A 23,245-nucleotide genomic window follows, 5' to 3' on the forward strand; every position below is an offset into this window, starting at 1 on the left:
AGTAACTTGCACCCATGGAGCATTTTGTTGTATCGGCACGAAAATACCGCCCGGTCACCTTTGATTCGGTGGTGGGGCAATCGCATATTACTACTACTTTAAAGAATGCCATTCGTACCAATCACCTGGCGCAGGCTTTTCTGTTTTGCGGTCCCCGGGGGGTTGGTAAAACAACCTGTGCCCGGATTCTGGCCAAGACTATCAACTGCCAGAACCTGGCCGATGACGTAGAACCCTGCGGGGAGTGTGAGTCGTGCGTGAGCTTTCAGAACAATGCTTCCTTTAATATTCATGAACTTGACGCGGCTTCCAATAACTCCGTGGAGGATATCCGTAACCTCATTGACCAGGTAAGGTACCCGCCCCAAACGGGTAAGTACAAGATCTACATTATTGATGAGGTACACATGCTGTCGCAATCGGCTTTTAACGCGTTTCTGAAAACGCTGGAAGAGCCCCCCAGCTATGCCATTTTTATCCTGGCTACAACCGAAAAGCACAAAATTCTGCCTACGATCCTGTCGCGTTGTCAGATTTTTGACTTTAATCGTATCCGGTCCAAAGATATTGCCGACCACCTTGAGCAGATTGCCCAAAAGGAAGGGGTTGAGGCCGAGCGCGAAGCCCTGGAATTGATTGGACAAAAAGCCGACGGGGGACTTCGGGACGCTCTGTCGATGTTTGACCTGAATGTGACCTTCTCGACCGGTACCCGGCTCAGTTACCAGGCTGTTCTTGAAAATCTGCATATTCTCGACTATGACTACTATTTCCGCCTCACCGATGCCCTGATGGAGGGCAAGGTAGCGCAATCGCTGGTCCTGTTTGATGAAATTGTGCGAAAGGGCTTTGACGGTCACCTGTTTGTGGTGGGCCTGCTCGAGCACTTCCGTAACTTGCTGGTTTGTAAAGATCCCGCCACTATCCCGCTCCTGCAGGTATCCTCGGTGGCGCACCAGAAGTACCTCACGCAGTCGGCGCAGGCGCCTATGAGTTTTCTGCTTTCGGCCATGAGCGTGGGGAGCCAGTGCGACATTAACTACAAGGCCGCCAAAAATCAGCGTTTGCACGTGGAGCTGTGCCTGATGAAACTGGCCAACCTGCCCAACGTCCTAAATCTGAATACGCCGGCTGCCGTTGACGAAACGGCAAAAAAAAAAGATGAGCCTGGCCAGCCAGTAACCACCGAACCGGCACCACCGGCTTATGCCAGAACCAACGGCACAACCGCTCCCCCGGCCACTACTCCCGGTCCAGCAACTCCGGTTGTAGCGGCTCAGGTAGTCGCTAATCCGGGAATTTCGACTCCTGTAACAACCACCGCGGTACCTCCCAAGCCGGTAAGCAGCAAGCTGAGAAGTACGGTGCAGCTATTAACCCCTACCCTTTCCGAAACCCATATCCAGGAAGAAAGTACCGGGAAAGCCCGAAGTACTTCCGTTGCCCAACTACCCCTGACTACAGCGCCTTTAAATCCGGAGAACCTGGAAGCGGCCTGGAAGGAGTTTGCCGAAATCAGAAAGCAGGAGCGTGACTCCATTACCGAGGAAGTTACCCTGAACCGGGAAGTGGAACTGGCGGGTACCTCCATCCGGATTGCGCTGGACAATGACCTCCAGAAAGAAACCCTTCAGGATCTGAGAGTGGACTTGCTGACCTTCCTGCGTCAACGATTTCAGGAGCCTGCCCTAGTACTGGAACCGCGCGTGGCCCCCCAGGAAGTGAAGCGAATGCCCTACACCCCGCTGGAGAAATTCAACTACATGGCCGAAAAAAACCCTTATCTGCGGGAGTTACAGCAGAAACTGGGACTCGATGTTGACTTTTAGGGGAGCGGGTACTTTGTAGATACTATTACTTTTGCAATAGTACCTGGTGCAGCCTGAGTACCTGAGGTAGTACCGCCGAAGCTTCATCATTTTCAATCACAAAGTCGGCGATCAGGAGGCGTTCTGCGTCGGGTACCTGCCGGTCCATAATCCGCCTTATTTCTTCTTCTGAACGCTGCGGATCTCTTTTTTGGGTACGTTCAAAACGAAGTTGTACCGGCGCATTAACTACCACTACGTAGTCTAGCGTATTTCTATCTCCCGCTTTATTCATCAGGGCTGCTTCCCGAACGACGTAAGGTACCTGCCGGTAGCGGGTAAGCCATTGGTCAGAGTCAGCAAAAACGCGGGGGTGTACAATATGGTTTAATTTTTCCAACAGGAGCGGATCTCCAAAAACGCGGGAGGCCACGTAGGCGCGGTTGTAAGTACCGGCTGCGGTATAGGCTTCGGGCCCCAGTAGTTCCGTGACTTCCCGGCGGAGTTGGGGATCGTGGTTGGTGAGCCACCGGGCCCGCTCGTCGGCTTCGTACACGGGTACTCCCAGACAGGAAAAAATACGGCAGACCACACTTTTGCCGGAACCGATACCTCCCGTTACACCTACCTGCAGGGGCCGCTCTCGTTCCATACGTTTTATTGCGTAGGCAGTGGTCGCAGTAACTGTGCTACCTCAAAACTGACAAGGGCGGTTTGGACACTTACCTGTACCAGCGGGTGAGCCGGAACCGGTATCGGGAGTGTTTCGTCGTAGTTGTTCTGTATCCGGCGGGCCGGTACCTGCAGCACAACTGTGTCGGGGTACTCTTCCAGAATTGAAGCAGGACCAGTGACGGTAATTTGGGAGGGAGTCGAATTAATAAAGCTGGAAATAACGTAGCCATCGTTCAGGCTGATGGCGGCGCTGTCTACCCGCACCGCTATGGTACGACTGGCTTTTCGTTCAAATCCAATCTCAAACGTATCCGCCACCACGTAGTTAACCCGCATGTTGGGGAAGTTCTCGGTTATCTGGTCGGTGAGAGAAGTAGGATTAATAAAGTTGGCCGTCAGCGGGTTATTTACCCGGTACTCTACGGGCCGGGCGTTAAAGTTAAACCACGACTTCCGGAGCAGGTTCCAGCCGTCACCCGACACATTGACCGAAACCGTACTGGGTAAAGGTTGTACCGGAATAAAAGCGGAATCGTTGTAAACAAACTGGATGGGATAACTCAGGCGCAGAGAATAATTGTCCTTGTTGAGGGCATTCATCAACCAGAAAAATGTAGCCGCCAAGAGGCAAACGACGACGGTTTTCAACTTGCCGGAACGGGAGGGAGACGTTTTCAAAATATAGTCAGCTATGCTACCGGCAGTGGCCGTTAGCGGGTAATTCAGAATGGACCGTTAACCGGGGATCAGGCGGAAGTCGCCGTCCGCGAAGCGGTAGCAACCGTGCGTGCAATGGAAGATTTCTCAAAGGTTATTTTTACGCCTTTGTCCAGGTCAAGGGTTACGGTTGTTTCATCCACACTATAAATTTTACCGTGAAGGCCCCCGATTGTCACTACATTATCACCTTTTTTCAGGTTCTCAATGAGCTGTTTCTGGTCTTTTTGCTTTTTCTGCTGTGGACGAATCATGAAGAAGTAAAACACCCCTATTATACCTACCCACATTATTACCTGATAAATCATGGCCTGTGAGCCGCCGGGTTGTGCCTGAGCCAGAAGAGAAAATTGCATAAGATTATTGGGTCTACTGTATTGACTAAATAGATTAAAATTGGGTACTTATTGGGCTGCTGCCGTGGCTTCACCCCCCTGCACTATTCCCTGCAGGCGTAGTTCCGACAGCGCCGGTTCGGTATTGGCATACACCGTTACGGTTTTAACCTGCGGGCCTGGTTTGCCTTTGGTGTTAAAACGAACCAGGATGCTGGCTTCTTCGTTGGGCGCAATGGGTTCGCGGGGCCACTCCGGAATGGTACATCCGCAGGAGGCCGTTACGTTGTTGATGATCAGCGGAAACTCACCTTCGTTCCGAAACCGGAATTTCTTTTCCACTATATCACCCTCTTTGATAGTTCCAAAATCAAAGGAAGCGCTATCCTGTAGGGCCAAAACGGGCATTTTGTCCCGAAATTCGTTGGCACTGCTTTGGGAATCTTTTTCTCCGCAGGAAACCAGGGTACCTCCCAGGCCCAGGACAAAAACAGCAATCAGAATCTTCTTCATATCCGGATTTAAAATCAGTGATTTTGACTTTTTATCTGCGCCATCAGGCGATCTACGTCTTCCAGGAGTCGCTCTGCCTTTTCGCGGGCATCGCTTACTACCCGTTCGCCTTCGGCTTTGGCCAGACTATCGGGCAGGTTTTTTCCTTCAATGAGGTCAGCTACCAGTTGTTCCAGTTCCTCGCGGTACTTGGAGAGCCGGTAAGAAAGTCGGTCACGGATTACTTCTCCCTTGTCCGGAGCATATAGTACACCCAACACGGCGCCCGTTGCGCAGCCGGTCAGAAAGGCCAGTAATGTACGGCTTGTTGAACTCATGGCTTTATAAATTTCGGTTATTTAGCAATTGGTTAATACACGATACTGCTAAGGTACTCCCCTATTTGTTATCAATCAATCCCCGTCCGCTCTTCCGTATAACCCCCTGGGCTTTTAGCTTTTCGGCCAGCACATCAAGTACCCCGTTCACAAATTTACCGCTTTTGGGGGTACTATACCGTTTGGCGATCTCAATGTACTCGTTTATCGTAACCTTTATGGGTATCCCTGTAAAATAAATTAACTCGGCCAGGGCCGTTTTCATGATAATCATGTCCACCAGGGCTATCCGATCCAGGTCCCAGTTTTTGAGTTGTTCGTTCAGATAGTTTTCATACTGCTCATCATTCTCAATTACCCTTTTAAAAAGCTCCTCCACAAAGAAACGATCTTCGTCCCAATCATCCGTCAGGGAGGCCAGTTGCAGTTCACCGTTTTTCTCGACCGACTTCAGGGTCTTGACGGCTAAGCTACGGATAAGTTCATTGTGATCGACCCAGTACAGGTCCCGTTGTTCAAAGAACTCCAGCGGTATTTCGTGCTTCAGAATAATCTTCCGAAGGATATGCTGGGCCATTACCTGGTTGTCCTCGGCCGTATGGGTAGTTTTCCGGCAGTATTCGGTATAGTCTTCGTCTTTGCGGAGCGCTTCGCGGTACGTTTTCCGTACGGTGGCCATGTCGTTGGCCCAGCCCAGCCCGCGCCGGATTACCTCCTGCTGAAACGGCTCGTGGTTTTGCAATTTCTGAATCACCGAATTGGTATCCAAACCCGACTCCCGGGGGAAAGAGGCCTCCGGGTCAAAGTACTCGCGCTCCCGCTCCAGTTTAGCCTGATGGCCCAGTTCGACCAGGAGCAGCATGACCATCAGAAACTCGTCGTAGATTGATATGGTTTCCTCCAGCACCCGATTGACCATTTTCTGCCGGTCCAGTTCGGTCTGCCTTTTATAGCCGTTAAAGAAAGGATAAATACCCGATACTTTTTCCCGCTTGGGGTCAATTTTCTTTTCGTACCCGTTGTACACCTTGCGGGCCGTCTGAATTACGTCGTAGGGAATGTCTTCGTCTTCGTTGGGTTTGCCGTTTTTCACGATTTCATCGAAAGTCATCACGGCCAGTTGCTTAAGCCCTTCCAGTTTTTCCCGGTTTTGGGGTTCCATGGAATTCAGGTCGGGCGCATACACCTCGGCAATATCATCAATGGCTACCAAACGGTTTGCCTCAGCCGCTAACTGGCTGGCGTACAGGGCTTGTATAGCCTTAGTTCTTAATAATCTTCTATTCAGCATCTAAGCGGACTATTGGTAATTGAATGTAGCAGTAAAGCAAAGAACGGATATGATTTTAATAAAGTAGTTCACAATTCCTCCCTTCACATGTACCTTTACTGTGAACAAAACATCGGCAACACCGGATTAGTTACCTTAACTATCCGTTTCCCGAATCAGTATTGATAATTTTAATCCTGGGCAAAATTAGATTTTTTTGTTCACAAAAGGAAAAATACCCCCTTTTCAGGGCCTTTATTTTGCAACGATTTAGGATTTATCTGTGTTAAAATTTCTACGGAAGGACCGGCCGGGATTTTCAGGATCATCAAAAAATAATTTTTCGTGAAAGCACTCGCGTACCTCAATAAGTACTTTGTAAAATACAAGTGGTACCTGATCCTGGGTATTCTATTTACGGTTATTTCCAATTTGTTTGGCATTATACCGGCGCAGCTGGTCCGGTATGCGCTTGACCTGGTCCGCGAAACGCTTGATATCTACTACCTCTTTGACGGTTCCACTGTCCAGAATCAGATTTACGATGTATTCCGGCATACTATTCTGCTGTACGGCCTGCTGATTCTCCTGATGGCGCTATTAAAAGGTATATTTCTTTTCCTGGTGCGACAGACTATTATTGTTATGTCGCGGCACGTAGAGTACGATCTCAAAAATGATATTTACGAGCACTACCAGTCGCTTCCGATGAGTTTTTATCGCCGGCACAACACCGGTGACCTCATGGCGCGTATCTCCGAGGATGTCAGTAAGGTGCGGATGTACGTAGGTCCCTCGCTGATGTACGGTATTAACCTGATAGTGCTTTTTGTACTGGTTATTACTTATATGCTTTCGGTAAGTACTACCCTGACGCTCTATGTCCTGTTACCACTGCCGCTGTTGTCGGTCAGTATCTATATTGTCAATAGTATCATTATGCGCCGTTCGGAAGAAATTCAGCGGCAGTTGTCCAATCTTTCTACCTACGTTCAGGAGGCTTTTTCGGGGATTCGGGTCATCAAGGCCTTTGTGCAGGAACGGACTTCTTTTACCAACTTTAAACAGGAAGCGGAAGTTTTTAAAGATAAATCCCTGGCTCTTAACAAGGTTGACTCCCTGTTCTTCCCCCTAATTCTGCTTCTGGTGGGGCTAAGTAACGTACTGGTGGTGTACGTAGGCGGACAGGAAATTATTAACGGAAACCTGACTCCCGGCAACATTACGGAGTTTATTCTGTATGTAAACATGCTTACCTGGCCGGTGATGGCACTGGGCTGGACCACCAGCCAGATACAGCGCGCGGCCGCTTCGCAAGCCCGTATCAATGAGTTTATGGAAGTAAAAAACCATTTGGTTTCGGAGAAAAACCTGCATACTCCCATTCAGGGCGCTATTTCCTTCCAGCACGTTGGTTTTATCTACCCTGATTCGGGTATTCGGGCGTTGAATGATTTCAATCTGGACGTGGCCGCCGGCGAAACCGTAGCCATACTGGGTACTACCGGCTCCGGCAAAAGTACCCTCGCTACCCTGGTAACCCGCCTGTTTGACCCTACCGAAGGACAACTCCTGGTGGATGGTCACCCCATCAAGGATTATGATGTGCAGTACCTTCGCCAGCAGATGGGGTACGTCCCGCAGGATGTTTTCCTTTTCTCCGACTCTATTGCCAACAATGTGCGTTTCGGGGCTAAGGAACTACCCATTGAGAAAGTAGAACAGGCGGTGAAAGACGCGGATTTGTACCAGAATATCGTTGATTTTCCCAAAGGGTTTGATACCCGCCTCGGCGAACGCGGTATTACCCTCTCGGGCGGACAAAAACAACGACTTTCCATTGCAAGGGCCATTGCGCGTGATCCCAAGATACTTATTCTGGACGACTGCCTCTCGGCCGTGGATACCAATACCGAAAATATCATTCTGAATAATTTAAAGCGAATCATGGACCACCGTACGTCCCTGATTATTTCGCACCGGGTTTCGTCGGCCAAGCTGGCGGATAGAATCATCGTGCTGGACGACGGAAAAATAGTGGAGCAGGGTACGCACAACGAGCTTATGGAAAAGAACGGTGCTTACCGCGAGCTGTACGAAAAGCAGCTGCAGACCGAGGAGGTATAGGTATAGGTCCCTACTGTACTTCTACCCGCTCCATCCGGCTCAGGTACTCCTCGTCCAGGTCGGCTCCGTGGCCGGGCGCATCGGGCAACTCAAGCCGGTAATGATTATGGTATATTGCGCCACCCACAACGGGGTCTTCCGCGTGTTCAAAAGGGGAATCAAGGTCGTAGAACCGGATGTTGGTACGGGCCGAGGCCAGGTGTGCGTTGGCCGTTATCGCCAGTCGGCTTTCGGACATGCAACCAATCATACACGGAATGCCCGCTGCTTCGGCGATGGCGTTTATTTTCAAAGCATTATTAATCCCGCCACTTTTTGACAACTTGATGTTGAAGTAATCCACGGCCCCCATCTGGGCCAGTCTGAAGGCGTCGGTATGGGTAAAAAGTGATTCATCGGCGCAGATTGGGATGGGCGAATGCTGCCGTACCCGGGCCATATCGTCGTAGTTCCAGTGCTTTACCGGCTGCTCACAGTACTCTACATTCAGCTCAGCCAGGGCCTTAAGTACCTTTACCGCCGACACGTAGTCCCAACCCTGGTTGGCATCCACCCTAATGGGCAGTTCCTGTCCGATGGCGTCACGAATAGCCCTGATTCGGCTGATGTCGTCACTGGCATGGGTACCCAGCTTCACCTTTATCGCCTCCGCTCCCCGTTCTTTGATTTGAACGGCATCGGCCGCCATGGCTTCGGGTGTGTTGATGTAAATAGTCTCGTCGGTCGTAATGGTACGCTTCTCCCCTCCCAGGTACTGATACAGTGGCATACCGGCCTGTTTGGCGGCCAGGTCATACAGGGCCATATCAAACGCACTTTTGCAGGTATAGTTTTGAGTCAGGTACCTGTCGAGGGTAGCCAGGCAGCCTTCTATATCCGAAGCGTTCTGTCCAATGAGCAGCCGGGCGAAGTCCTGAGCCGCAGCAAAACAGGTTTCCTGCGTTTCACCCACTATCATCCAAAAAGGCGAGCCCTCTCCTACCCCGTAAGTACCTTTATCCGTATGGATTTTCACCAGAATATTCCGGGCTTCCTCGATGGTACCAATGGCAATGGTAACGGGGGCCTTCAGGGGAATATTGAGCTTGTAAATTTCAACGCGGGTGATGGTCATGGAGTGGAAGAGTGGAAGAGAAGTAGCGACGCAAAATTTTGCGTCGCTACAACCTGGTTAATTAGGAAAAAGGGATTTGTCCAGGCCGGGTATAATTTTCAGGGCATTTTTATAGTACAGCTTTTTAAGTACTTCATCCGACAGCCCCAGACCGTACATGCGCCAGAAGGCGTGGTACTTCTTGTGGTAGGGAAAGTACTCATCCTCGGTTTCGAGTACCCGGAAATAGGTTACGTACTCGGCTGGCACCCAGCTGTCTTTACCAAAAAGAACCCGGTCCTGCCATTTATCAAAGAACTTTTTGCCACTACGGGGCTGGCGTCCCAACTCGGCTATAACGGCCCCAATCTCTACGTACATGTTCGGGAAAACCTGCATCAGGCTATCGAGCTTGCGGAGGTCGTTGGCATACCAGCCCATGTGGGCGTTGACAAAGGTAGTCTTGGGGTGCTTACGGAATACGTCGTGCTGCTCGCCGATCAGGTCTTCAAAAGGGGCCGGATCCTTGGCGCCGCGCTTGCGGTTGGGGTGGGTTTTCAGCTCCAGCCAGCGCTCGTTATACCGGTCGAGCGGGTCCCAGAAGGAAGGTACATCGGCGGTATGGATCAATACCGGAATACCCAATTCCCCACACTTAGCCCAGACGGGGTCCAGACGAGGGTCGTTAACTGCTACCCGGTTACCCTTATCGTCTTTGATCCCACTAAAGCCCAGGCTCTTATAGATTTTCAATCCCTTCGCGCCCATTTTCACGTCCTCTTCCAGCTGCTTCACCGCATTGGCCGTCCAGCTGGATTCACCAAATCCTTTGAACTGTAGGTTAGTAAACACGGCTATGCGTTTCGGCCCATTTTTTATGACGTTGCTCAGCGCCCCGTTCAGGTGGGCCGTACCTTCATTCCACTCCTGGTACCAGCCCCGGCCGCTGAGATTCACCATTATCCCCATATTCATACTATCCATCTGGGCTACCAGGTACTTCAGGTCCTGTTCGGCCATGCGGTACTGGTGGTTATGTACGTCAATGAAAGGAAACTTCGCCCGCTTCGGCACGTGGTCTTCTACTTTTAGGGTCGAAACGGGATCATACTCTTCAAAGCCCAGGGGTTGTTCGGGGTTGGTAGAGCCCTGGGCCAGCGCCCCCTGCACAACTCCCAGGGTAAGTGCTAAAAACACAATTTTCTTCATAATAATGTAAAGGAAAGGTTACGGTTATTTTTAGAATAGTTTACGCCTGCCGGTAAATCAGCGCCACGCAGTGGGCGGCAATTCCCTCTTCCCGGCCAACAAAGCCGAGGTGCTCGGAGGTAGTGGCTTTTATGGAAATTAGTTCTTCGTCTATACCCATGACCCCGGCCAGGCATGTCTTCATAGCCGGTATGTGCGGGTTCAGCTTCGGTAGTTGCAACACTACCGTTACGTCAACATTACCTACTTCAAATCCTTTTTCACGGACCATTTCAAGTACCCTGGCCAGCAACAGTTTACTGTCTACTCCCTTCCACTGCGGGTCTTTGTCGGAGAAATGGTACCCTATGTTGCGCATATTAGCCGCTCCCAGCAGGGCATCGCACAGTACATGACATACCACATCGGCATCCGAATGCCCCCTGGCTCCGTGGGTATGCGGTATCAGTAGTCCGCCCAGCCAAAAAGGCCGACCGGCTTCCAGTTGATGTACATCGTAGCCTTGCCCAATGCGAAAAGGAAACATAGTTTGCTTTATATGCTGATAAAAACGAAAATGACTAAAAAAATGGTGATTCGGTGAACTCACAAGACTTGAGATCGCTGCTGCAAATTGGGAAGATAGATCTGAAAAGACAACTACCGGAAGCCAGATTGGAGAAAGATACCCCTGCACCCAGGTACTAACACAGGGAATCCAACTGTATTCTGCTACTATTTAGCAGTATAATACAACTTTCTTTCCTGGACTAAGTTTCATACTCTGAACATAACCACTATATATACCATGAATATATATACCATGAAAAAATTCGGTAGTATGTCCCTGGCTCTTTGCCTGCTTGTCTTCCTTGTTTCCGGGGCCAGCTCTCCCGCCGTTTTTGATAAAGAAATAAAAGTGCAAAAGACGGCTACCAACAAAGTGATTAATAAAATCAACAAACAGCTTAAAAACCGCTATAAGCTGAACGCGGCGATTCAGGTTTTAGCCAGAGATAAGGACAATACCATCAGGCACCTGAAGTTTACCTGCGAAGACGTGGCCAATTTGCAGTCGGGGGGTACCTGCGAGTCTGATAACTTTGGATTGCTGCTCATAAAAGTACCCGACGACAAAGGTCACTGCGGATGCAGTATCGCGGATCGGGGCGTGGAAGACATTTTGACCCAATAGAGCCTGCTCCGCACCGACGGTTTTGGTGCGGAGCAAAGGCTGATTAGTTGGCCTCGGCCCGGTAGTAAAGGGTTGAGCAGTTTTCGGGACGAAGTATAGTACGAGCAGCCTGATGGATGGCTTCGGCATCCACCGCTCTTATTTTCTCAGCATCCTCGTTTACCCATTCGGCATTGCCGGCATTGGCCGCAAAAGCCAGGTTCATGGTCCGGTTCAGGAGTTCTACTTCCGAGAAGGCCAGCGTAGCTTCCGCCTGGTTCTTTACCTTGGTCACTTCTTCCCCCGTTGCCCCGTTTTCTATGAAGTCAGCCAGCAGTTCATTCACCGCCGCATCGGCTTCTTCCAGCGTTACGCCGGGATTCAGAAAGCCACGTACCAACAGCAGACCGGGGTCCAGGGAGGAGGTAATACTGGCGGAGACACTATTAAAAAGCGGTTTTTCTTTGAGCAGGTGACGGTACAGACGCGACGATTTGCCCCTTCCCAAAATATCGCTCAACAAGTCAGCCGCGAAAAAACCTTCCTCGTAGCGCCCCGGCATGTGCCAGGCTTTAATGAGGCCATTGAGCGGTACCTGCGCGGAAGTTTCCAGCAGGCGGGCTTCCTGCTGGGCGGGTTCTTTGGGTAGTTGACGTATGTAAGGCTCTCCGGCCGGAATAGGACCAAACCATTTCTCCACCAGCTGTTTCACCTGTTGGGTCTTTACGGCCCCGGCTACGACCAGAATGGCGTTATTGGGTCGGTAAAAGCGAAAAAAGAAATCCTGGACATCGTCCATTACGGCCTCTTCAATGTGCGATATATCTTTTCCGATGGTAGCCCAGCGGTAGGGATGTACCTTGTAGGCCAGCGGACGCAGTTTCAGCCAGATATCGCCGTAGGGCTGGTTGAGGTACCTTTGCTTGAATTCTTCAATCACAACCTTCCGCTGTACTTCCAGTACCTTGGGGTCAAACGAAAGACGCAGCATCCGGTCAGACTCCAGCCACAGAGCCGTTTCGAGGTTATCGGCCGGCAGGGTAATGTAGTAGTTGGTAATGTCGGGAGAAGTAAAGGCGTTGTTCTCCCCTCCTACTTTCTGCACCGGCTCGTCGTAGCTGGGGATGTGCTGCGAGCCGCCAAACATCAGGTGCTCAAACAGATGCGCAAAGCCGGTCCGTTTTTCGTCCTCATCACGGGAGCCCACATTGTACAATATATTTACCGCGGCCATCGGGGTAGTTGGGTCCTCGTGTACATAGACGCGCAGGCCATTATCCAAAACAAAATTCTCGTATCTGATCATGCAGGCTGGTAGGAAATAAAGGGTCCGCGAAACGAGGACCTGTTTTTTAACGTTATGGACAAAGCTAATGTTCCGGCGGTAATCAGCCAAATTTCAGTTTTAGAGTCACCCAAGCCATGAAGAAAACCCTTTACCCTTTCATATTCCTGCTTACATTTTTTTTTAGTACCTCCCCTACCCAGGCCCAGCTCCTTACTGATCCGGCCGGTATCAGGCTTATTCAGCAGGGCATTGACCATATTTACAATTACGAGTTTGAGGAAGCCACCCGAGTGGGCCAGCAGGTAAAAGCCAGGTACCCCAACCACCCCGTCGGCTACATGCTAAAGGCTTTTCAGATGTACTGGCAGTACCTGCCCATCCAGACCAACAAAGCCAAAGCCCAGGAGTACCAGAATACCCTGAACCAGTGCCTGGTGGCCGTGGAAAAGCAATACGGAAAAGAAAGTACCAATCCGGAGGCGGTGTTTTTTACGATGGCGGCCCACGGGTACCGGGCCCTCATGTTCAACTACCAGAAAGAGCTGATAAAAGCGGCTACCGAAGCCCAGAGCGCCTACAGCGCCATGATGAATGGTATGAAGCTAACCGACAGGAATCCGGAGTTTTACTTCACCACCGGCATGTATAACTACTACGTAGAGGTGTACCCCAACGACCACCCCATTGTGAAGCCGATCATGGTGTTTTTTAAGAATGGCAACAAACCGCTGGGCCTCAAGCAGGTAGATACTGCCACGCGGGTAGGTGTCATTACCCGGGCCGAGGCCTGCTACTACCTGGCGCATATCTACCTCGAGCACGAATCGCAGCCCGAGCGGGCGCTGGCCTACAGCAGTAAACTGAACAGTTGGTACCCGCAGAATCCGGTTTACAAAATACTGCACACCGAAGCCCTGCTGTTGGCGGGCCGGTACGCTGAGGCGACCGACGATGTCAACTACCTGAAGCGCTACAGCAGTGGCTTTTATCCCATTGCCTGGCATACCTTTCAGGGAATTCTGGAAGAGAAAAAAGAAAAAGATGACGCCCAGGCCCAGCGCGAGTACCTGGCAGCCCTGCGTACTCCCTACGACGAACAGTTTACCCGCGAGTACCACGCCATGGCCTTCGCCGGTTTGGCCCGCATAGCCGACCGGGCCGGAAACAAAGCCCAGGCTAAATCGTATTATAAAAAATGCCTTGAGGTAGCCCAGTACAAATCCCAAATCAGAGAAGCAAAGGCGTATCTGAAATAAGCACTCAACTACTTCATCCTGACCCGGAAACTCATGGAAGAAAAAGATAAAATAGACCGGATAATAGATGCCCGGATGAAGTTGAAAACCCGGTTTGAGGAGAAAATGAAAGCGACTCCCTCCGTAGCCGACAACCAGCCCCAGGGTACCGGCCCCGCCAACCGGCATGGTATGCCCAAACTACCGGTGGGGCAGTATGAGTCCAAAAAGTGGCCGGTGCTGGACCTGGGGTACCAACCCTCGGTTTCGCTGGACCGCTGGCGGCTGACCATCAACGGGGAAGTGGAGCATCCGGTGGTACTCAAATGGGATGACTTCATGGCGCTGCCCCAGACCGAGGATACCAGCGATTTTCACTGCGTTACTACCTGGTCACGGTTTGATATGCAGTGGGTTGGCGTCAAACTCATGGACCTGGCGGCACTGGTACTTCCCAAAGACACCGCCACGCACATCATGTGCTACGGCTACGATACCTACACGACCAACATTGCCCTGGAAGAAGCCCTGAAGCCCGATGTACTGCTGGTTCACACGGTTGACGGTGAAGTACTTTCCAGAGAGCACGGTGGCCCGGTACGGGTTATTACTCCGCAGTTATACGCCTGGAAAGGGGCCAAATGGATTAAGCGAATCCAGTTTTTATCCGAAAATAAAGCTGGTTTCTGGGAGGAGCGGGGGTACTCTGACACCGCCTACCCCTGGCGAAACGACCGCTATGACGAATAAAAGCGAAGCAGGACCATTTTCCCTACTTCGCTTTTATTCAACTTCTACTTTTCCTACTGTTGCATCTGGTGAAAGCCCCCTACGGGTAACAGATGCAGCTTAATTCCTTCTTTCTCGGCCAGACTTACCGCGCCTTCCTTGTCTATTTTGATATAGGGAAAGGTATCGTAGTGCATTCCGAATATCTTATTGGTGTCAATTAACTGGGTGGCCCGGAGCGCGTCGTGGATATCCATGGTGAAGTTGCTGCCAATGGGCAGGAAGGCAAAATCCAGATTATACTGTTCACCAATGAGCCGCATATCTGAATATAAGGCGGTGTCACCGGCGAAGTAAAAGGTATAGCCGGCCAGTTGCATTACGTACCCAATCGGGTTTCCGCCGTAGGTACCATCGGGCAGACTACTCGAATGGAAGGCAGGTACCATTTGTACCATTCCAAAATCAAACGTCCATTTACCGCCGGTATTCATCGGATGTGTTTTCTCAACTCCCTGCTTGCTCAGCCATTGTATGATTTCGTAATTGGCTACCACCGTAGCTCCGGTGCGTTTAGCAATATGTACGGCATCCGCAATGTGGTCTTCGTGGCCGTGGGTAATAAAAATATAATCCGCCACTATTTCATCTACCTTAATATTGGCTGCCAGTTGGTTGGGGGTAATGAACGGGTCAAACAGCAAACGGACATGAGAGGTCTCAATGCCAAAGCAGGAATGTCCGAAATAGGTAATTTTCATGATGAAGGTTTGGTTTAATGATGGGTTGAAAAATGTACAGTGTTTTAACCAAACAGGGAAGTGAAGGTTTGAGAAAGCCCTCTTCCTACTCATCGCGCCAGCCATCGGGCTTGAACGGCGTACGGGTATTACTGTCTTCACAGATGGCCGTAGGTACCCTGGGTGGCCCACCCCAGATACGGATATAGGGTGTAGAGGGTGGGGGTGGTTCGGGAGTAGGACGACGGCCGATGAGCGCATAAAACAGCACTTCGTCCTGATTCAAAAGCTCACCATTTTCATCATAAGCGCCCAGGGGAAAACCGGTAGCATCCTTCCGGTCGAGCCAGTAGCGTAGCTCCGTAACCGTAGAAGCGGAGAAAAAACCTACTACTATTTCCTTCGGATTGGCCGCATTTCGGATATTCCCGATGGGTGCCGTAGGTGGCGTGTCCGCCAGTCCGCCCGAATTCTGGGTCTGGGTTTCGACCAGGGTAAAAAATTCATGGGCCTCCGGTGTTATGCCCGACTGCCGGATGACCACCAGGGCCGGTGCCCGCTGGTAGTAGGGAACTACGCCTACCTTACGCCGCTGAATGAGTCCTCCGTTACTCAGGGCGTCGTTGAAAAGATTCAGATTGTAGTTCTGAATAATTTCCCAGCAACGGGTTCTACACCGGTAGTCGTACTCCCAGTACCAGGTAGGAACGAGGGGTGGCTCACCACTACCATTGGGAAAAGGGGGAGGTGTAAAACAATCTTCAAACAGTTCATTGCCCGAGATGAACATCCGGTGAAAGTATTGATTGGGAAGGATATTGTTTACCGCATAGATGCCTTTCGGACAGCTTTTGCACCATTCCTTTCTTTCGTAGAGCGTCCAGTCCCATTTATAGTAGTTATGCTGACTTTCGGGGTCCTGCGTGTCCAGAAAAAACTCGTGGGCACCCATAGTGGAGGTATGATTCAAGCGTGGTACCCGCGGGTTAAACTCCACCTGCACCCTGTCGATGGGCGATACCGCTGGCATCACCTGCTGGGATGACAGGTAGGTAGTACCATCTTTGAGCCTTATCCTCAATTGATAGGCCCGCCCCGTCTGCCCCCGGAAGTCGCTGGGGAGCCGGTAACTTCCTGCTACTGTTTCGGAGGCCAGAACTACCTGCGCTGAATCTACGATCACCTCCACGGTAGCATCGGTAATGGGCGAGGTACCAAAAAGACTGGTAACCGGATCAGCCTTGGAGCGGTTAATCCGGATAATCTGCGGCTCGGGCAGGTTGGTAATCATACCATCGACCACCAGTACATCCACCGTAGCTTTTATCTGGGGGTCAAAAGCATCCACACAGCCCGACAGCGCCAGGCATAGTGCTATCACTACCAGCCATGCCCTTTCTTTTAGGTTTAACCGGAGCCTGTTCATCTACTCAAACTTAACATTATAAGTCAGACTGGGAATGGGCGCGGCAAAAATAGCCAGCCGGTAGGGGTTGGATGCCTGCCCTTCGGTGCGGTAGTAGATCGAGTAGGCGTTTTTGCGGCCGTAGAGGTTATAGACCGTAAACGTCCAGTGGCCCTGCCAGCGCCGATTTTTCAGGCCCGGGTTATAGATGTTCCAGGCGAAGTCAAGCCGGTGGTAGTCGGGCAGCCGGTGCATGTTGCGCTGGTTGTAAAAGGGGTAGGTGCGGTCCTGGTAGCGGATAAAACCTTCCGGGGCCGTGTAGGGACGCCCGGTACTGTAGGCGATGTTGAACGAAAAGCTGTGGTGGCGGCCCTGGTTGATGTTCAGGCTGGCGTTGAAGCTGTGCGGCCGGTCGTAGTTGGCCCTATACCAGTCACCGCCGTTGATTTGCTGCCGGAAGTCGGCGCCGGCCACTACCTGGTTCAGCGTGCGGGCAAAGGTGTAGTTAACCCAGCCCGTCAGCTCCCCTTTCTTACGCGTCAGCATCACTTCCAGTCCGTAGGCCCGGCTGCGCCCGGCCAGCAGGCTGGTTTCGGGGTAGGATTCCAGCAGGAAGTTAGCGCCCGGTTTGTAGTCAAGTACCTGGTCGGTGCTGCGGTAGTAGACTTCCGCCGACAGCTCAAAGATGTTACTTTTAGAATTCTGGAAGTAGCCCGCCGACCACAGCTGACTGACCTGCGGCTTGATGTGCGCGTCGGAAGTTTTCCAGCGGGAGGTAGGCAGGGGCGTGGTGGTGTTGGAGACCACCTGCAGGTACTGCCGCATCAGGTTGTAGCCCGCCTTCACTGAGGCGTTTTCACTCAGGGCGTAGCGCAGCCCCAGCCGCGGCTCAAAGCCCCCGTACTGCGCCGTGACCTTCCCGGCTCCGTAGCGCACCGAGTCTACCACGGTGGTTACGTCTACTACTTCTCCGGTACTGTAGCGCCGTACCACCGAGGGACCCAGGTTCTGAAAGTGTGAGTAACGCAGCCCCGCCGACACGGCCAGCTGCTCCGACAGACTTATTTCGTCTTCCAGGTGAATGGCCAGCTCCAGGCCCCGCTCCGGCGGCGTCCGGCGGTACTGAACCGCCGGGCTCTGGTTGGGCAGCAGCTCGCCCGGGTTAAGCTCGTAGTGGGTACTGCTCAGGCCCAGTTCAATCTTCTGGTTGTCGAGCTGGTAGTTGAGGTTGCTCTTCACCTGCCGCTGCAGCAGCGACTGCCGCAGCTCCACGATATTATTGGTACTGTCTTCGATGGACAGGATGCTGGGTACGTACCGGGCGACCAGGGCCGTGGTCTGTAGGTTCAGCCGGGGCGAAAAGGCATGAAACCAGCGCACCATGCCGTTGGCGGTCTGGTGCTTGTACTTGGTAGCTACCGAGTTGACGTTGGCCAGGCTGCCCAGCAGGTTGGTCTGGAACAGGTCGTAGCTCAGGTAACCCATGGCCGTAACCGTGTTGCGGTCGTTGACCCGCCAGAAAAGCTTGGTGGTACCGTCGCCGAACTTGGCCCGGATATTATCGAGCCGGGGCGAAACCAGCCGCAGCAGAAAGTCATTGAAGGCTCCCCTGCCGCTGACCATAAGTCCCAGCTTGCCCTTTACCAGCGGCGTTTCCAGCGTCAGCCGGTTGGCCACCAGGCTGATGCCCCCGGTGAAGCGGGTTTGTTCCAGGTCCGGGTTCTTCAGGCTGATGTCCAGTACCGAGGCGGCCCTTCCGCCGTAGCGGGCGGGTACGTTGCCTTTGTAGAGGTCCAGACCACTGACGGCATCGGGCGGAAACACCGAGAAAAGGCCGAACATGTGGGTAGGGTTAAAGATGGGGGTATCGTCCAGCAGAATCAAGTTCTGGTCGGTGGTACCGCCCCGGATGTTGAGGCCGTTGGCAGCTTCGCCCACGCTGGTCACCCCCGGCAGCATCTGCAGGCTGCGCAGAATATCCACCTCACCCAGGGCGGCGGGCATGCGTTTAAGGGTGGCGATGTTGATCTGGCTCACGCCCAGCAGCGGCTGGCGGATGTTGCGGTCGTAGCCTTTGGAGGTAACGATGACTTCCTCCAGCTGGCTCGATACGCTCGGCAGCCGCACATCGTAGCGGGTGTCACGGTTCAGGCGCAGGGTAGTGCGGAAGGGTACGTAGCCCACGTAGCGCACCACCAGGATACGCTGCCCGGCGGGTACCTTGATGGAGTAGTTGCCGTCGTTGTCGGTGTAGGTACCGGTGGTGGTTTTTTCGTAGTCAATCACAATGGCCGCCCGTACCAGGGGCCGCCCCGTGGCCGAGTCGCTCACCGTCCCCGACAGGGTAACGCTCAGCTGGGCCAGGGCCGGAAAAGTGAGCAGAAAGGTAAAGGAAAGCAGCAGGTACAGTCGGGTCATAGGGTGGTGGGGCATGGGAAAGAGAGTAGTAGAGTGAAAAAGTGAAGAAATATAATTAAATTTTTATTTACTACTAAAAACTCCTACCTTTTTACCTTCAATTGGTTCACACCGACTTCCTTCCACTATGCTTTCTAAGGCTATTCCACCAGTATTGCTGGTTTTATGTCTCCTTTCCGGCTGCGTAGACAGCTACGATCCTCAACTGCCGGGGAATATTGATATTGTCATTGTTGATGGTACCATCAATAACCTGCCTGAGCAGCAGGTCATCCGGCTCAACCGCTCCAAAAGCGACCCCATCAATGGCAGGCCCGGCTTTATGGCCCTGACCAAAGCCAAAGTACAGGTAGTTGTAGACTCGGCTCAGGTCATTGAAGCCCACGAAACATACGATGGTGTCTACTACCTTCCCGCTGATTTCCGGGGACAGACCGGCCACGCCTACCAGCTGCGCTTTACCCTCAGCGATGGAAGTACCTACGAGTCCACCCAGCAGGTCATGCCGGATGTACCTCCCATCGGCAAGGTAAGAGCCGAGTTTAACCCTAGCAGCCTTTCCCCTATCCTGCTGGATGGCTACACAGCCGCACATGACTTCTACCTGGACACGCAGGACCCGGAGGGGCAGACTAACTACTACAAGTGGGACTGGAAACTGTGGGAAAAACAGGAATGGTGCCGCTCGTGTGAGAAAGGTGCTTATTCTATCAATACCGTAGTCATTAAATATGATTTTTATGGAAATGCGTATTTTGAAACTGGACCTGATCTATTCGAAAACTGTTTCTATCCACCTCCACTTGTCAATTCGCGAAGCCAGCCCTACTGGGTTTATGATTATAAATGCCGGACCAAGTGCTGGGCTATTTTTTTTAGTGCAGAGCTAAATCTCTTTGCCGATAGCTATACCGACGGAGGGCCTATTTCTAACCGAAGAGTCGCTCAGATTCCCTTCTACCAACATGGAGGCTCCCTGGTTGAACTCCGGCAGTCAAGCCTTACGCCCTCGGCTTACCGCTTCTTCAAGGATCTGGAAGTGCAAACCCAGAACAGCGGTAGCGTGGTTGACCCGCCCCCCACTGCTTCGATAGGTAATGTGCAGAACGTTGCTAACCGTCGCGAGTTAGTAGTTGGGTACTTTACGGCTGCGGGTGTCGCTACGGTCCGGTACTGGCTTGACCGGAAAGACACCCGTGGCGCGCCCCCTGGTTTATTTTTGGCGATGGTGGGTCGTGATCCTAATCCCGAGCTACCACCCCCTAATTATACCCATGTTGAAATAAAAGATAATCATACAAACTCTTCCCGCCCCTACACGGCTATCTGCTTAGATAGCGAGAAGCAAACCTCCTATATGCCTCAGGGGTGGCGGGAGTAAGGTTGGAGATAGAGTAGACCCTTTATACTTTGTAAGTATTTCTCATACAAGGAACTGAACTATGCACACTGCTACCAGGAGCGCCCTCCTAATTCTTTACCTAGTCCTGCTGCTAACTGGCTGCGTGGAGCCCATTGAGCAAAACCTGTCGCAGGACATCAACGTGGTGGTCGTGGACGGCGACCTGACTAATTTAAACGAACCACAGGTACTTCGTCTCAACCGCTCCCAATCCGATCCCCTCACCGGACGCTTTGGCAGCTTTCCCCTAACAGAAGCAACCGTGGAGGTAGTTGTAGATTCCTCGCAGGTGGTCTCTTTTCGGGAAACCACTCCTGGCCGCTACCAGGCTCCCGAAGGTTTTAGAGGAGAAGTGGGCCATAGCTACCAACTACGCTTTACGTTGAGTGATGGGGCTAAGTACCAGTCACTGCCAGAGGTAATGCAGGCCGTCCCTGAGGTGGACCGCCTCTACCAGGAGTTTAACCCCAGCAGCCTTTCCGGCAAGCAACGGCTGGCAGGATACTACACAGCAGCCAATGACTTCTATGTGGATTTTCAGGACCCGGAAAGCCAGCAAAACTACTATAAATGGGACTGGCAACTCTGGGAAAGGCAGCAGTGGTGCCACACCTGCATCCAGGGGTTTTACTTTATCAATAATCAGTTTGATACTACCAAACTGGAAGATTGCGTCCCCTCTAATGAATATATCTTTAAAGGCTTTTTTATTAATGACTACCCTTGCCGGACCGCTTGCTGGGAGATACTTCATAATTGGGAGTTGAACCTGTTCGATGACCAGCTCAGCAATGGCGGCTCAATACGCCGACGCCTGGTGGCGCAAATCCCCTACTACCAGCCCTACGGCTGTCTGGTGGAGCTGCGGCAGTCTTCGCTTACTCCCAAAGCCTACGCATTTTACCGGCTTCAACAGCAACAAAGCCAGAATCCGGGAGGTTTAGCCGATGCTCCGCCCACCGCTCTGGTTGGGAACATACAGAATATTGCCAACCCCAGGGAGATGGTAGTGGGGTACTTTTCTGTCTCGGCGGTTGCCTCGGTACGCTACTGGCTCGACCGTCAGCAGAACACGGGGCGTACACCTGGACTCTTCCTGGCTCTGAATGGGTTGCTGCCTTCGTCTGAAGGCTTAGCGACAGATCCAAATGACGGTAAACCAAAACCTACTTTGACCTCTCGACCACTGCCATTAGCCGTCTGCGTGGAGAGCGATACCCGGACTCCAAAAATGCCACAAGGCTGGCGCGAGTGAAATAGTTTTACATACCACTTATCCACCAGATAAAATAAAGAGATCAATGCAGTTCCTGGCAAGTAAAGTTCTAATGCTACTAAGCATCTTATATCTGCTGCTGCTCTCGGGCTGCGTAGACAGCTTTGACCCGCAACTGCCGGGGAATATTGATGTTGTCATTGTAGATGGTACCATCAATAATCTGCCCGAGCAGCAGGTCATCCGGCTCAACCGCTCCAAAAGCGACCCCATCAACGGCAGGCCCGGCTTTATGGCCCTGACTAAAGCCAAAGTACAGGTACTTGTCGACTCGGCTCAGGTTATTGAAGCTCACGAAACATACGATGGCGTCTACTACCTTCCCGCTGATTTCCGGGGAAAGACCGGCCACGCCTACCAGCTGCGCTTTACCCTCAGCGACGGTAGTACCTACGAGTCTACCCAGCAGATTATGCCGGATGTACCTCTGATTGGGAAGGTACGGGTGGAATTCAACCCGACCAGTCTCTCCCCTCCCCTGATAGACGGATACCGGGCAGCGCATGACTTCTACATAGATACGCAGGACCCGGAGGGGCAGCCCAACTACTACAAGTGGGACTGGAAGCTCTGGGAAAAGCAGGAATGGTGCCGGACCTGCTACCAGGGTATATATTCTATTAATAATGTCATTCCCACATATTCTCCTTTTGGCTATATGTATTTTGAACTTGGAAATGATCTGTTTGAAGATTGTTTTTATCCACCCTCAACCTATTTTTCTGGTGGGTTAATGCCCGACTGGGTTTATGATTATAAGTGCCGTACCAAATGTTGGGCTATCTTTTCCAGTGTAGAGCTAAATCTTTTTGCCGATGGCTATACCGATGGGGGTCCTATTCTAAATCGAAAGGTAGCCCGGATTCCCTTTTTCCAACATGGTGGATGCCTGGTTGAGTTACGGCAATCAAGTCTTACCCCCTCGGCTTATCGCTTCTACAAGGATCTGGAAGATCAAACTCAGAACAGCGGTGGAGTGGCGGACCCTCCTCCAACGGCTTCCATTGGTAACGTGAAGAATGTATCCAATAGTCGCGAATTGGTAGTGGGCTTTTTTACAGCATCAGCTGTCACTACAGTCCGGTACTGGCTCGACCGTAAGGATACCCAAGGCGCTCCACCTGGATTGTTTGTGGCTATGAAAGGACGAGAACCTAGCCCGGAACCTGCCCCCCCAGTACAGCCAATAGTATACCTATATGATCCTATTCGACCTCGTCCTTATACGGCAATCTGTTTAGATAGTGAGAAGCAAACCTCCTATATGCCGCAGGGGTGGCGGGAGTGAAATGGTTTTACCTCCAATTTATCCACCAGTTAAAATAAAGAGATAGATGCAGCTCCTGACCAGTAAAGTACTAGTGCTACTGAGTGTGTTGCCTTACGCTGAGATAGTATTACCCCTATTTCACAATAGTACCGTTTCTGTACATCAAAGGCTTGTAGAACCGGCTAATGCTACTTTTTTCGCTGTAATACACTATGAAGGAGAAACACGGCTACTAAGAGCGTTTCTCTTGAAGTTATTGCTTCTT

General features: G+C 51.8%; 21 protein-coding genes. 8 read left to right on the top strand and 13 right to left on the bottom strand.

Features of this window, described 5'->3' with window-relative positions:
* The first annotated feature begins 14 nt into the window (after window positions 1–14).
* Window positions 15–1,829, top strand: coding sequence for a DNA polymerase III subunit gamma/tau (locus VGN67_RS10115; protein ID WP_327486696.1), 1,815 nt, complete (start codon window positions 15–17; stop codon window positions 1,827–1,829).
* Between the two features lie 25 nt (window positions 1,830–1,854).
* On the opposite strand, the gene coaE is transcribed toward VGN67_RS10115, so the two are convergent.
* The 6 genes from coaE to nusB form a co-directional block, all read right to left on the bottom strand.
* The gene (coaE, locus tag VGN67_RS10120) at window positions 1,855–2,460 is read right to left on the bottom strand and encodes a dephospho-CoA kinase (protein WP_327486697.1); all 606 of its coding nucleotides are present in this window, start codon (window positions 2,458–2,460) and stop codon (window positions 1,855–1,857) included.
* A gap of 5 nt (window positions 2,461–2,465) precedes the next feature.
* Window positions 2,466–3,161, bottom strand: coding sequence for a hypothetical protein (locus VGN67_RS10125; protein ID WP_327486698.1), 696 nt, complete (start codon window positions 3,159–3,161; stop codon window positions 2,466–2,468).
* Between the two features lie 68 nt (window positions 3,162–3,229).
* The gene (yajC, locus tag VGN67_RS10130; RefSeq protein ID WP_327486699.1) at window positions 3,230–3,556 is read right to left on the bottom strand and encodes a preprotein translocase subunit YajC; all 327 of its coding nucleotides are present in this window, start codon (window positions 3,554–3,556) and stop codon (window positions 3,230–3,232) included.
* Between the two features lie 48 nt (window positions 3,557–3,604).
* Window positions 3,605–4,048, bottom strand: coding sequence for a DUF1573 domain-containing protein (locus VGN67_RS10135; protein WP_327486700.1), 444 nt, complete (start codon window positions 4,046–4,048; stop codon window positions 3,605–3,607).
* A gap of 14 nt (window positions 4,049–4,062) precedes the next feature.
* Window positions 4,063–4,365 (bottom strand): YtxH domain-containing protein, encoded by a 303-nt coding sequence (locus VGN67_RS10140; RefSeq protein WP_327486701.1) that lies wholly within the window; start codon window positions 4,363–4,365, stop codon window positions 4,063–4,065.
* Between the two features lie 61 nt (window positions 4,366–4,426).
* Window positions 4,427–5,656 carry a transcription antitermination factor NusB gene (nusB, locus tag VGN67_RS10145; RefSeq protein WP_327486702.1) on the bottom strand — a complete coding sequence of 410 codons (1,230 nt, stop codon included), beginning with the start codon at window positions 5,654–5,656 and terminating at the stop codon, window positions 4,427–4,429.
* Between the two features lie 324 nt (window positions 5,657–5,980).
* Between nusB and VGN67_RS10150 the strand changes: the two genes are divergently transcribed.
* Complete coding sequence (locus VGN67_RS10150) at window positions 5,981–7,762, top strand: ABC transporter ATP-binding protein (protein ID WP_327486703.1); 1,782 nt, start codon at window positions 5,981–5,983, stop codon at window positions 7,760–7,762.
* A gap of 10 nt (window positions 7,763–7,772) precedes the next feature.
* On the opposite strand, the gene VGN67_RS10155 is transcribed toward VGN67_RS10150, so the two are convergent.
* The 3 genes from VGN67_RS10155 to ispF are packed head-to-tail and all read right to left on the bottom strand — an operon-like array spanning window position 7,773 to window position 10,590.
* A complete protein-coding gene (locus tag VGN67_RS10155; RefSeq protein ID WP_327486704.1) occupies window positions 7,773–8,876 on the bottom strand; it encodes a dipeptide epimerase in 1,104 nt (367 codons plus the stop codon).
* Window positions 8,877–8,933: 57 nt separating this feature from the next.
* On the bottom strand, window positions 8,934–10,064 hold the full coding sequence (locus tag VGN67_RS10160; RefSeq protein ID WP_327486705.1) for an amidohydrolase family protein: 1,131 nt from the start codon (window positions 10,062–10,064) through the stop codon (window positions 8,934–8,936).
* Between the two features lie 40 nt (window positions 10,065–10,104).
* Window positions 10,105–10,590 (bottom strand): 2-C-methyl-D-erythritol 2,4-cyclodiphosphate synthase, encoded by a 486-nt coding sequence (ispF, locus tag VGN67_RS10165; protein WP_327486706.1) that lies wholly within the window; start codon window positions 10,588–10,590, stop codon window positions 10,105–10,107.
* Window positions 10,591–10,866: 276 nt separating this feature from the next.
* Here ispF and VGN67_RS10170 point away from each other — a divergent pair, with 276 nt between their 5' ends.
* Window positions 10,867–11,238 (top strand): hypothetical protein, encoded by a 372-nt coding sequence (locus VGN67_RS10170; RefSeq protein WP_327486707.1) that lies wholly within the window; start codon window positions 10,867–10,869, stop codon window positions 11,236–11,238.
* A 43-nt stretch (window positions 11,239–11,281) separates the two neighbouring features.
* On the opposite strand, the gene VGN67_RS10175 is transcribed toward VGN67_RS10170, so the two are convergent.
* A complete protein-coding gene (locus tag VGN67_RS10175) occupies window positions 11,282–12,523 on the bottom strand; it encodes a pitrilysin family protein (protein WP_327486708.1) in 1,242 nt (413 codons plus the stop codon).
* A gap of 116 nt (window positions 12,524–12,639) precedes the next feature.
* Between VGN67_RS10175 and VGN67_RS10180 the strand changes: the two genes are divergently transcribed.
* Window positions 12,640–13,761 carry an ABC transporter substrate-binding protein gene (locus VGN67_RS10180; protein ID WP_327486709.1) on the top strand — a complete coding sequence of 374 codons (1,122 nt, stop codon included), beginning with the start codon at window positions 12,640–12,642 and terminating at the stop codon, window positions 13,759–13,761.
* A gap of 33 nt (window positions 13,762–13,794) precedes the next feature.
* Complete coding sequence (locus VGN67_RS10185) at window positions 13,795–14,490, top strand: sulfite oxidase-like oxidoreductase (RefSeq protein WP_327486710.1); 696 nt, start codon at window positions 13,795–13,797, stop codon at window positions 14,488–14,490.
* A gap of 53 nt (window positions 14,491–14,543) precedes the next feature.
* Here the strand turns inward: VGN67_RS10185 and VGN67_RS10190 are convergent, their stop codons facing one another.
* The 3 genes from VGN67_RS10190 to VGN67_RS10200 all read right to left on the bottom strand — a co-directional run bounded on the left by VGN67_RS10190 (window position 14,544) and on the right by VGN67_RS10200 (window position 19,047).
* Complete coding sequence (locus tag VGN67_RS10190; RefSeq protein WP_327486711.1) at window positions 14,544–15,230, bottom strand: metal-dependent hydrolase; 687 nt, start codon at window positions 15,228–15,230, stop codon at window positions 14,544–14,546.
* A gap of 85 nt (window positions 15,231–15,315) precedes the next feature.
* On the bottom strand, window positions 15,316–16,635 hold the full coding sequence (locus tag VGN67_RS10195) for a DUF4249 domain-containing protein (RefSeq protein WP_327486712.1): 1,320 nt from the start codon (window positions 16,633–16,635) through the stop codon (window positions 15,316–15,318).
* Entirely contained in the window at window positions 16,636–19,047 is a 2,412-nt protein-coding gene (locus VGN67_RS10200; RefSeq protein ID WP_327486713.1) for a TonB-dependent receptor, read from the bottom strand.
* A gap of 112 nt (window positions 19,048–19,159) precedes the next feature.
* Between VGN67_RS10200 and VGN67_RS10205 the strand changes: the two genes are divergently transcribed.
* The 3 genes from VGN67_RS10205 (at window position 19,160) to VGN67_RS10215 (ending at window position 22,998) form a co-directional block, all read left to right on the top strand.
* Window positions 19,160–20,413 carry a DUF4249 domain-containing protein gene (locus VGN67_RS10205; RefSeq protein ID WP_327486714.1) on the top strand — a complete coding sequence of 418 codons (1,254 nt, stop codon included), beginning with the start codon at window positions 19,160–19,162 and terminating at the stop codon, window positions 20,411–20,413.
* 61 nt (window positions 20,414–20,474) lie between these two features.
* Window positions 20,475–21,689 carry a DUF4249 domain-containing protein gene (locus VGN67_RS10210; protein ID WP_327486715.1) on the top strand — a complete coding sequence of 405 codons (1,215 nt, stop codon included), beginning with the start codon at window positions 20,475–20,477 and terminating at the stop codon, window positions 21,687–21,689.
* Between the two features lie 73 nt (window positions 21,690–21,762).
* Entirely contained in the window at window positions 21,763–22,998 is a 1,236-nt protein-coding gene (locus tag VGN67_RS10215) for a DUF4249 domain-containing protein (RefSeq protein WP_327486716.1), read from the top strand.
* Window positions 22,999–23,245: the final 247 nt, after the last annotated feature.

The organism is Telluribacter sp. (genome assembly GCF_035998675.1).
GTDB lineage: Bacteria > Bacteroidota > Bacteroidia > Cytophagales > Spirosomataceae > Telluribacter.